General features: G+C 63.6%; 9 protein-coding genes and 1 pseudogene. 5 read left to right on the forward strand and 5 right to left on the reverse strand.

Annotated elements, in window-relative coordinates; genetic code table 11:
• From LDL37_RS13625 to LDL37_RS13640, 4 genes and pseudogenes are all read left to right on the forward strand, one after another.
• Positions 1-214: pseudogene (locus tag LDL37_RS13625) on the forward strand (GTP 3',8-cyclase MoaA); the annotation flags it as partial.
• A gap of 1 nt (position 215) precedes the next feature.
• Positions 216-782: a molybdenum cofactor biosynthesis protein B gene (gene moaB / locus LDL37_RS13630; RefSeq protein WP_290799308.1), complete on the forward strand. Its 567-nt coding sequence runs from the start codon at positions 216-218 to the stop codon at positions 780-782.
• Positions 779-2002, forward strand: a complete 1224-nt coding sequence (glp, locus tag LDL37_RS13635) for a gephyrin-like molybdotransferase Glp (RefSeq protein ID WP_290799309.1) — start codon at positions 779-781, stop codon at positions 2000-2002. Before moaB ends, glp begins: the two co-directional genes overlap by 4 nt.
• Before the next feature lie 70 nt (positions 2003-2072).
• Positions 2073-3248: a Yip1 family protein gene (locus LDL37_RS13640; RefSeq protein WP_290799311.1), complete on the forward strand. Its 1176-nt coding sequence runs from the start codon at positions 2073-2075 to the stop codon at positions 3246-3248.
• Here the strand turns inward: LDL37_RS13640 and LDL37_RS13645 are convergent.
• Both LDL37_RS13645 and LDL37_RS13650 read right to left on the reverse strand, forming a co-directional pair.
• Positions 3237-4064, reverse strand: coding sequence for an alpha/beta hydrolase (locus LDL37_RS13645; protein ID WP_290799313.1), 828 nt, complete (start codon positions 4062-4064; stop codon positions 3237-3239). The genes LDL37_RS13640 and LDL37_RS13645 overlap by 12 nt on opposite strands.
• A 69-nt stretch (positions 4065-4133) precedes the next feature.
• Positions 4134-6308, reverse strand: coding sequence for an FdhF/YdeP family oxidoreductase (locus tag LDL37_RS13650; protein ID WP_290799315.1), 2175 nt, complete (start codon positions 6306-6308; stop codon positions 4134-4136).
• Between the two features lie 254 nt (positions 6309-6562).
• On the opposite strand from LDL37_RS13650, the gene LDL37_RS13655 reads away from it, so the two are divergent.
• Positions 6563-7009: a hypothetical protein gene (locus tag LDL37_RS13655; RefSeq protein ID WP_290799317.1), complete on the forward strand. Its 447-nt coding sequence runs from the start codon at positions 6563-6565 to the stop codon at positions 7007-7009.
• Positions 7010-7047: 38 nt separating this feature from the next.
• Here LDL37_RS13655 and pseI read toward each other — a convergent pair whose 3' ends face one another.
• The 3 genes from pseI to LDL37_RS13670 form a co-directional block, all read right to left on the reverse strand.
• The gene (gene pseI / locus LDL37_RS13660; protein WP_290799319.1) at positions 7048-8109 is read right to left on the reverse strand and encodes a pseudaminic acid synthase; all 1062 of its coding nucleotides are present in this window, start codon (positions 8107-8109) and stop codon (positions 7048-7050) included.
• Positions 8106-9299: a UDP-4-amino-4,6-dideoxy-N-acetyl-beta-L-altrosamine transaminase gene (gene pseC, locus LDL37_RS13665; RefSeq protein ID WP_290799322.1), complete on the reverse strand. Its 1194-nt coding sequence runs from the start codon at positions 9297-9299 to the stop codon at positions 8106-8108. Before pseC ends, pseI begins: the two co-directional genes overlap by 4 nt.
• Positions 9296-10000, reverse strand: a 705-nt coding sequence (locus tag LDL37_RS13670; RefSeq protein ID WP_290799324.1) for a polysaccharide biosynthesis protein, incomplete at its 5' end; no start/stop codon positions are given. The genes LDL37_RS13670 and pseC, both read right to left, overlap by 4 nt.

Genomic DNA, 10000 nt, shown 5'->3' on the forward strand with positions numbered 1-10000 from the left:
TACCTGCACCGGACAGCTCTATATGTGCCTGGGTCAGGACGACCATGTCGATTTGCGCGCCGCCCTGCGAGCAGACACCAGCAATGCCGCCCTCAGTGCCGCCCTGTCCGAAGCCTTGCGCCATAAGCCTAAGGCACACGACTTTTTCATCGGGGCGCAGGCCCCGCACACCGCCTACACGCCGCGCCGGACCATGTCCGTCACCGGAGGATAGAATGGAACTAACGGATAAAGAAAAATCGTACATCGGCGCGGGGCGCATAGACTTCGAGCGGCCGTTCAAGCCGGTCAATATCGCTGTCCTCACCGTGTCGGACAGCCGCACGCGCGACACCGACACCTCCGGTGACCTGCTGGACGCGCGCATCACGGCGGCAGGCCATCACGTGGCGGCGCGCGAGCTGGTGCGCGATGATAAGGACCATATCCGCACGGTCATCACCAACTGGATCGACTCCGGTAATGTCGATGTCATCATCTCGACCGGCGGCACCGGCATTACCGGGCGCGACGTGACCCCCGAAGCGGTGGAGCCTTTGTTTGACAAGCGCATCGAAGGCTTTTCGACCATCTTCCATATGGTCAGTTTCCAGACCGTGGGCCTGTCCACCCTGCAATCGCGGGCGCTGGCGGGGATCATCCGCGGCGTCTTCGTCTTCTGCCTGCCGGGCTCGAACGGCGCGTGCAAGGACGGCTGGGACAAGGTCATCCGCTGGCAGCTCGATTCGCGCCACGGCCCGTGCAACATGGTCGAACTGATGCCGAGGCTGCTGGAAAAATGACGCGCAAGGGTATCCCCGTTGATGAGGCCGTCACCTTTATGCGCGCGGCGGCTCCGGCACCGCAGACGCGCAAGGTCGCCTTGTCGAAGGCGCTGGGCCGTGTCCTCAGCGAGCCGGTCATCGCCACGCGCGATCAGCCGCCGTTTGATGCTTCGGCCATGGATGGCTATGCCATCTGCAAGTCGCTGACCGATCCGGTGGCGCAGGGCGCGCCGCTGCGCCTGATCGGCGAAAGTGCCGCCGGGCGGCGCTTCGAAGGCCGCGTTGAATGGGGCGAATGCGTGCGCATCTATACCGGCGCGCCGGTCCCTGACGGAGCTAAGGCCGTGGTCATTCAGGAAAATGTCCGCGTCACCGATATGGGCGTGTTTATTGAGCCCGACGGCTGGAACGACCCCAAGACGCATATCCGCCCCAGAGGGCAGGACTTCAAGGCCGGGCACGAACTGCTGTCGGCGGGGGTGCGCCTCGATGCCTGGCGCTTGTCGCTGGCGGCGGCGGCGGGTCAAAAGACGCTGAAGGTGGCGCGCCGCCCGCGCATCGCTATCCTTTCGACCGGTGACGAACTGGTTGCACCCGGCACAGAGCCGCGCGAGGATCAGATTTTTGAGTCCGGGTCCTTTGCCCTATTGGCCATGTGCCGTCAGTGGGGGGCGAAGGCCAGCTTTGTTGGTGTCGAAAGCGACGATCTGGACGGCATCCACGACGCGCTGAAAGACACCGAGGCCGACCTGATCGTCACCATCGGCGGGGCCAGTGTCGGCGACTATGATCTGGTCAAACCGGCGCTGGAGCGGCTGGGGCTCCAGATCGACTTTGGCAGCGTCAATATCCGGCCGGGTAAGCCGACCTGGACGGGTGCGCTCAGCGACGGTCGCCGCGTGCTGGGCCTGCCCGGCAACCCGGCCTCCAGCATGGTGTGCGCGCAACTGTTCCTCAAGCCGTGGATCGAGGCGGCGTTGGGGCAAGGCGGGCGCGACACGCTTTTGAGCCTGCCCGCCGCCGTCGATATCGCCGCCAATGGCCCGCGCGAAACCTGGCTGAGGGGACGCATTGTGACGGACGACAAGGGTTGCCCGGCGCTTCGGCCCTTTGCCGATCAGGACTCGTCGCTGATCGCCGTCTTTGCCCAAAGCGACGTGCTGATCCGCCGCCTGCCCCATGCGCCAGCGATCAAGGCGGGCGATCTGCTGACCTATGCAGCACTTGATAGATACTGAAAACACGCGATTGACCCCCGACGCGGGCTGACCGACTATGCGGCACCGTTCACTGCTCAGGGGAGCTGTCATGTCCACCGTCGAAACCACCGCCCGCCCGCCGCTTTTGGCGCGCATCAAGGGCATCCTGCTGCGCCCGTCGCCGGAGTGGGAAACAATCGCCAGCGAGCCGACCAGCAAGGCCGCCCTGACCACCGGCTATGTGATGATTCTGGCGGCTATCCCGGCCATTGCCGGCTTTGTCGGCAACAGTCTGGTCGGCATGTCCTTTATGGGCATCAGCAGCAAGTTACCGGTGGTCAGCGGTCTGATCATTGCGGTGGTGGGCTATGTGCTGTCGATCGTGTCGGTCTATATCGCGGCCTTTGTCATCAACGCGCTGGCCCCCAATTTTGGTGGCGTCAAGGACGATGTGCAGGCCTTCAAGGTCGCGGCCTATGCGATGACGGCCGGGTGGCTGGCGGGGATTTTCGCCCTGCTGCCGATGCTGGGGGCGCTGGGTCTGCTGGGGCTTTATGGTCTCTACCTGCTGTACACCGGCTTGCCGCGCCTGATGCAGTCGCCCAAGGAAAAAAGCATGGGCTACACGGCGGTGGTTATCGTGGTCATGATCGTCATTCAACTGATCATCGGCGGCATTACCGGAGCCATTATGGCAACGGGGATGATGGCCGGCGGGGCGCCGAACCTGACCGGAGCCATGAAGGTCGAGACGCCCAACGGCTCGGTGCAGGTCAATGGCAATGACCTCGAAGCGGCCGCGAAGAAGATGGAGGCCGCGGCCAGGGCCATGGAAGAGGGCAAGGCCACCCCGGCGGTGGAGCCGGCCAAGCTCGACGCCCTGCTGCCCGCCTCCTTCATCGGCGCGGCCAAGAGCGAGGCCGGGGCCTCCGGCGGTGGTACGGGCAGCTATTCGGCCTCTGAGGCGCACGCCGTCTATGCGCAGGGCGACAAGCGCGTTGAGCTGAAGGTGTCTGACATCGGGGCCATGGGGGCGCTGGCGGCCTTTGGCACGGCGATGAACGTGTCGTCGTCCAGCCAGAGCGGCAACAGCTACGAAAAGGTCCACTCGGACAAGGGCCGGATCATCAGCGAAAAGTGGGACGGCGATACGCAGTCGGGCAGCTATTCGGTGGTCATCGGTGAGCGGCTGGTAATCGAAGCCAGCGGCAAGGCCGATATGGCCACGTTAAAGGCCGCCGTGGCCGCCATCAACGAAGGTCAGGCGCTGAGCTTAGTGAAGTGAGCTGAGCCACCTGTCATAGAAATCATAAACACCGGCGCGGGTGAGGGTCGAATGGCCTTCGCCCGCCATACGTTTGAAGGTCTTGGGCTGCGGGGCCAGCGCATACAGACGCTCACCGTGCGCAAAGGGGATCATGTCGTCGCGGTCGCCGTGCACAATCAGGATCGGCATATGCACAAAGCCGATGCGGTCGCGGTTGGCAAACTTGTCCAGCATCAGCCATTGCACCGGGATGTAGGGGTAACGCTCCTGCGCCACGTCGGACGCCGCCGTGAACGGGGCTTCGAGGATCAGGCCCTTGGCCGGGCGCTGGGTCGCCACATAGGTTGCCACGCCTGAGCCCAGCGAGTGGCCGTGAATGACGATCTGCTGCGGCTGATAGCCTGCCTTTTTCAGCCAGTCATAGGCGACCAGCCCGTCCATGAACAAACCGTCTTCGGACGGTTTACCCGTCGAACCGGAAAAGCCGCGATAGGCCAGAGCCAGAAAGCCGTCGCCACGTTTCGACATCGCGATATGGCGGTGGCTTTGTTCGTCCAGCCGTCGCCCTTGCCCCGCAAACAGCAGATAGATGGGCCGGCCCGGCTTGGGCGGCAGATACCAGGCCTGAAGCGTCTCGCCATCCGGCGTTTTAAGCCGCAGGTCCTGAATGCCCGGCACTTCGGCGAGGTTGGGCCGGATATCGGCGTGCGGGGCCAGATAGAGCTTGTCGCGCTGTACCACAAACAGGTAGCCGCAGGCCCCCGCATAGGCCAGACCCGCCATCAGAACCAGCGCCATCAGCAGCCGTCCGATCCACCTCATCAACGTTTTCATAAAGTCCCCATCCGTACGTTCTGCACCCCTTATCATTAGGGACGGTGACAGCCGGATTACAAGGGGCGGTCAGGTGCTTTTTCGCACCTGCACAGGCGTCGCCTTGAAGGACGGGGTACGGCTGCGCGGATCGACCGCCGTGCCGGTCAGCACATTGGCTTCCGGGTAGTAGGCCATGACCGAACCGCGCGCCAGATCGAAGACCCGCACCCGCGCGCCGCTCATCACGCCGTGTTCGGATTCCACCACCACGGCATCGCCATCGCTAAGACCCAGCCCGGCCATGTCTTCGGCATTCATCATCACGTCCATGCGGTCCATGCCGCGATAGCTGTCCGTGCGCTCATAGATGATCGAATTGAACTGCCCCTCTGAGCGCACGGTTGTCAGAAGGAGCGCCCCCGGCACAGGCGGCAAGTCGCGCACGATAAAGCGCCCGCGCCCGGATGCGGTTTTGAACTCAGGCGCGTGCAGGATGCGGCCGCGGATATGGAATTCGCGTTTGGCGATGTCGATATCGGCCAGGTCCTCCAGACCCGGCACGATGCGCGCAATGGCTTCGCGGATAGTGCGATGCTGCTTGAAGGCTTCGAAATCGACCGGACTGTCGGGCAGAAGCCGCCGCGCCAGCTCGCACAGGATTTCCGTTTCCGGCCGCACCGATTTCAGTCGGCAGATGCCACCATCGCTCAGGCGCACGAAGTTGAACATCGATTCCTGCGTCGTCGGCTGCCACTCCTCGTCACGCGCGGTGACGGGCAGGATCAGGGCTTCGCTGTCGTCGTGGCCGTGGATGTGGCCGCGATTGAGCGTGGTGGTCAGGAACAGCTTGAAGCCGATCCGTGCAAAGGCCGCCTCGGCGAAAGCGCTATTGGGATTGGCCTCATACAGGTTGCCGCCCATAATCAGGGCGGCGTCGATTTCCCCGCGATGCGCCGCCTCCATGCCACGCATGGTGTCGAGTCCCTTTTCGCGCGGCAGAGTAACCCCCAGTGTCTCTTCCATGCGCGCCATCACCTCGGCGGCCAGCACCGGCTTGACGCCGATGGTGCCGATGCCCTGCACATTGGAATGGCCGCGCAGGGGCAGGAGCCCGGCCCCCGGCCGCCCGATCTGTCCGCACACGAGGCACAGATTGGCGATATATTCGACATTATCGACGCCATTGAGGTGGTGCGTAATGCCCATGCCCCAGGCAATCACCGCCGACTTTGCCCGCGCATAAAGACCCGCCACCCGTGAAATGTCGGCCTGAGTCAGACCCGTGCGCGCCTCGATCTCCGTCCAGTCGGTGGCCGCAATATCGGCGCGCAGGGCCGCAAAACCCTCCGTATGATCGGCGATAAAATCGTCATCCTGCGCCCCATTCTCCAGGACCGCCTTGATCAGCCCCTTGAGCACGGCAAGGTCTGACCCGATGCGCGGTTGCAGATAGTCAGAGGCGATCCAGTCGCCACCCGACACCATCGACTTCACGCTTTTCGGCAGGGCAAAGCGCACCAGCCCCGGCTCCCTGGCCGGGTTGATGATCACCACCTCGCCGCCGCGATCCCTCACACCTTTGAGTTTGTGAATAAAGCGCGGATGGTTGGACGATGGATTGGCCCCGATAACCAGAATGAAATCGCAGCGGTCGAGATCTTCCATCTCCACCGTCGCCGTACCGGTGCCGATGGTGCTGTCGAGCCCGACCCCCGTCGCCTGATGGCAGTAGTAGGAACAGTTATTGACATTGTTGGTGCCATAGAGCCGCGCCAGCAATTGCAGCACAAACCCCGCCTCGTTCGACGAACGCCCCGACGAATAGAAGAAGCTGCGCTCAGGCTTCGTCGCGGCAAACCGCTGCGCCGCCAGATCGAGCGCAAAGTCCCAGTCCACGGGCACATAGCGGTCCGAACCCGCCGCCTTATAGATGGGAAAGGCCAGCCGCCCCAGATGCTCCAGCTCATGCCCGTCCAGTTCGCGCAGGTCCGACAGGCTGTGGTCGATCACCTCCGGCGGGATGCCCGGCTGAATATCGGTCGATTGCGCCTGAATCGACTTGTTGCACACCGAGGGGAATTCCCCCGCCTCATTGGTCATGCCGCCCTTCTGCCCGCCCATGCCCAGCGCGCAGGCCTTGCAGGCATTTTTGGCCGTCAGCGCCTTGGCCGTATTGTCGAGGCCAATGCGCGTGGCGGTTTTCAGGGCGTACAGCACCTTTTTGGCGCCACCGCCGACAACGGGTTTGCTCGGTTTGTTCATAGGGCCAGTCTATCGCCCCGGACAGGCGAGGTATAGAGCGGAATGGTTTCCGATGAAATCATTCCGCTCAAGCCGCCATTGAGGCGGCGGCCAAGGTGGCGGAGCCACCGCCCGGCGAGGGGCTAAACATCTAGATCATTATATTTCTACCAGAAATCATAATGATCTAGCGGGAAGCGAGGGGCAAGGGCACGGCTCCTGCACCCGAAAATAAAATCTATCCCCTCTGTTTTTGCGCGGTCTATGCTCGTCCCATGACCCAGACGCAAAGCCCCTCACGCCCCTTGTCCGCCGAAGACCGGCGTAAGCGTCTGCGCGCCTTTGCCGACCGTATGCTGATCGGTCTCGATAAGCTCGATGATCCCGAAACCGGCGAAGACATTGAAAAAGGTATTCGTCGCGCCCTGATGATCGAGCGGCTTTACGCGCGCGTCGATGCCGCCGAAGGGCGCGGCTGGCGCTACGCCGTCGAAGCGACCCCGCGTCGTGACGCGCCCAGACCGGCGGTATCACTTGGCCCGGTAGATGCCCAGACGACGGCGCTCACTCAGGCCGAGATCGCCGCCCGCGCTTTGGCCCGGAAACCTCAGCCGGGCATGTCGCGTGAGCAGATCGAAGAGATGTTGCAGATGCTGGGCGGGCTGATGTCCGATGAGGAGATCGACGCCCTGCTCACCGCCGAAGATGACGACAGTTCGTAAACTCACCCCCTCTCCGTCAGGGGAGGGGGTGGGGCGGCTTACCCCACCATATCGTCGCTGAGCGGTTCACCGCGTCCAATGTCACGGGTGGCCGGTTTGCCGAGCACGTCCCACAGGCGCGCGGGCGGCAGGCCCAGCCCCGGACGCACAGAGCGCACATTGGCTTTGGTGAACACATCCCCCGCCTTGACGTCCTCAACGACATAGAGCGAGCGGCGGAAGGTCTTCGAGCCGCGCTCAGAGCCCAGCGTGTCGTAATGGACGTGCCCCAGCGCCGCCCAGGCGTCCTTGCAGTCCTTCACCAGCGCGGTGAATTCCGCCGGCTCCAGCGAAAAGCCTGAATCTGGCCCGCCATCGGCGCGCGCCAGCGTGAAGTGCTTTTCGATGACACAGCCGCCGACCGCAATCGCCGCCACCGAAGCCGCCGTGCCGAACGTATGGTCGCTGAGGCCCGACGGGCAGCCGAACTTCGCCCCCAGATCGGGGACGACGCGCACATTGGCGTCGCGGATGTCGGCGGGATACTCGCTGACGCAATGCAAAAGCACGATCTCACCCGTGCCGTACTGACGCGCCGTGGCCACAGCCGCTTCGATTTCGGCCAGATTGGCCATGCCCGTGGACATGATCAGCGGCTTGCCCTTTGAGGCGGCATAGGCAACCAGTGGCAGGTCGATCAGCTCAAACGAGGCGATCTTGAAGGCCGGCGCGCCCAGATCATGGAGAAAATCGACCGCCGTATCGTCAAAGGGCGACGAAAACATCGCCACGCCGCGTTTGGCCGCCCGCTCAAACAAAGCCGGATGCCAGTCCCAGGGCGTATGGGCTTCCTCATAGAGGTCATAGAGCGAATAGCCGTCCCACAGGCCGCCCTTCAACTGAAACTCCGGACGGTCGGATTTCAGCGTGATGGTGTCGGCGGTATAGGTCTGGAGTTTGATAGCGTCACAGCCGGTATCGGCGGCGGCATCGACCAGCGCCAGCGCCCGATCAAGCGAGCCATTATGGTTCCCCGACAGCTCGCAGATGATATAGGGGCTGTGGGCCGTGCCGACCTTGCGGCCTGCGATCGTGATTTCGGGCGTGATTTCGGGGGTCATGCCAGCACCTCTTTAAGCGCCGCAACGACGCGCGCCGGGTCGCTGTCGGCCATGTCGGGATAGAGCGGCAGCGACAGGGTGGAACGGTAGAAGGCATCGGCGCCCGGCAGGTCGCGCGGGCTCACTTGCCGCGTTTGCCAGTACGGCTGACGGTGCACGGGGATATAGTGGACCTGCGTGCCGATGCCGCGGTCGCGCAAGGCTGCCATCACCTCGGCGCGGGTCTTACCCACCGCCGCAAAGTCGATGCCGGGGGCGAACAGGTGAAACACCGGATCATCGCCCGCCGCCGGGGCCGTCCACGACACGGGCAGATTGGTCTGAGCCAGCGCCGCCTGATAGGCCGCCACCAGCGCCTTACGCCGTTCGATGAAGCCCGGCAAGCGCTTCAACTGCGCCACACCCAGCGCGCAATTGATGTCCGGCAGGCGGTAGTTGAACCCCAGTGCCTGCATCTCATAGACCCACGGGCCAGTGTCATCGCCATCGCCATAGCCCAGCCCTTCAAAGCGGGCCGGATCACGCTCGATACCGTGGCTGCGCAACAGGCGCAGACGGCGCGCCAGCGCTTCGTCATTGGTGGTGATGGCCCCGCCTTCGCCGGTGGTCAGGGTCTTGACCGGATGGAAGGAGAAGTTGGCCATGTCCGAGGCCGCGCAGGCCCCGATGGTGCCTTGCGGCCCCGTGCTGCCCAGCGCATGGCAGGCGTCTTCGATGACAAAGGCCCTACGCGCATGCGCCACGGCCGAGATATGGCCAAGATCAACCGGACGCCCGGCATAGTGGACGGGGATGACCCCGGCAAAGCGTTGCGAAGGGCCGATCAGGGACAGAGCCGCGTCAAACGTCTCATCCGTAATCAGGCCGGTCAGCGGATCGACGTCGGCGAAAATCACCTGCGCCCCGCAATAGGCGACGCAATTGGCCGAGGCCGCGAAGGTGATCGACGGCACGATGACCACATCGTTGGGCGTCAGGGTCTGCGTCAGGATACACAGATGCAGGGCCGCCGTACCGTTCGACACGACCACGGCCTCCTTGGCCCCGACCGTGGCCGCCAGTTCGCGCTCAAAGCGTTCGACCCTCGGGCCTGTGGTCAGGTAGTCGGAACGCAGGGCCTCAACCACCGCCTCAATATCGCTGTCGGCGATGGATTGCCGTCCATAGGGCAGGAACGGGGTGGTCGTCACGCGAGATAGGCCTTCATCAGGTCGCGAATACCTTCGACATCGAGGCGTTCGGGATTGATGTCGCTGGAATAGGCAAAGCCCTCATCGACCCTGACCGCGCGGGTGGTCGTGGCCGGCTGACGGGCATATTCGACGAATTCCGGCTCGATAAAATAACGGTCCGGCAATTCCCAGGTCGAGCGCGAATCATCGGCGGAAATCATGATTTCGTGCAGCTTTTCGCCCGGCCGGATGCCGATGACCTTGTGGCTGGCCTGCGGGGCCATGGCGGTGGCCAGATCGCATACCGTGGTGGCCGGGATCTTGGGCACGAAGATTTCGCCGCCGCGCGTGGTCTCAAGGCACGACAGGACGAAATCGACGCCCTGATGCAGCGAAATCCAGAAGCGCGTCATGCGCACATCGGTGATGGGCAACTCAGTCGCGCCCTGCGCCAGCAGTCGGTTGAAATAGGGCACCACCGACCCGCGTGAGCCGACCACATTGCCATAGCGCACGACGCAGAAGCGTGTGCCGATGTCGCCCGACAGGTTGTTGGCGGCGACGAAAATCTTGTCCGAGGCCAGCTTGGTCGCGCCATAAAGGTTGATCGGCGAACAGGCCTTATCGGTGGACAGCGCCACCACGCGCTGCACCCGCTGTTGCAGGCAGGCCCAGACGACGTTTTCCGCGCCATTGACATTGGTGGCGATACATTCAGA

It is taken from the genome of Asticcacaulis sp. (genome assembly GCF_020217185.1).
Taxonomy (GTDB): Bacteria; Pseudomonadota; Alphaproteobacteria; order Caulobacterales; family Caulobacteraceae; genus Asticcacaulis.

Excerpts from the sequence above, each read along its gene's own strand:
- moaB (WP_290799308.1), top strand. The coding sequence starts at position 216 with ATGGAACTAACGGATAAAGAAAAATCGTACATCGGCGCGGGGCGCATA.
- glp (WP_290799309.1), top strand. The coding sequence starts at position 779 with ATGACGCGCAAGGGTATCCCCGTTGATGAGGCCGTCACCTTTATGCGC.
- LDL37_RS13640 (WP_290799311.1), top strand. The coding sequence starts at position 2,073 with ATGTCCACCGTCGAAACCACCGCCCGCCCGCCGCTTTTGGCGCGCATC.
- LDL37_RS13645 (WP_290799313.1), bottom strand. The coding sequence starts at position 4,064 with ATGAAAACGTTGATGAGGTGGATCGGACGGCTGCTGATGGCGCTGGTT.
- LDL37_RS13650 (WP_290799315.1), bottom strand. The coding sequence starts at position 6,308 with ATGAACAAACCGAGCAAACCCGTTGTCGGCGGTGGCGCCAAAAAGGTG.
- LDL37_RS13655 (WP_290799317.1), top strand. The coding sequence starts at position 6,563 with ATGACCCAGACGCAAAGCCCCTCACGCCCCTTGTCCGCCGAAGACCGG.
- pseI (WP_290799319.1), bottom strand. The coding sequence starts at position 8,109 with ATGACCCCCGAAATCACGCCCGAAATCACGATCGCAGGCCGCAAGGTC.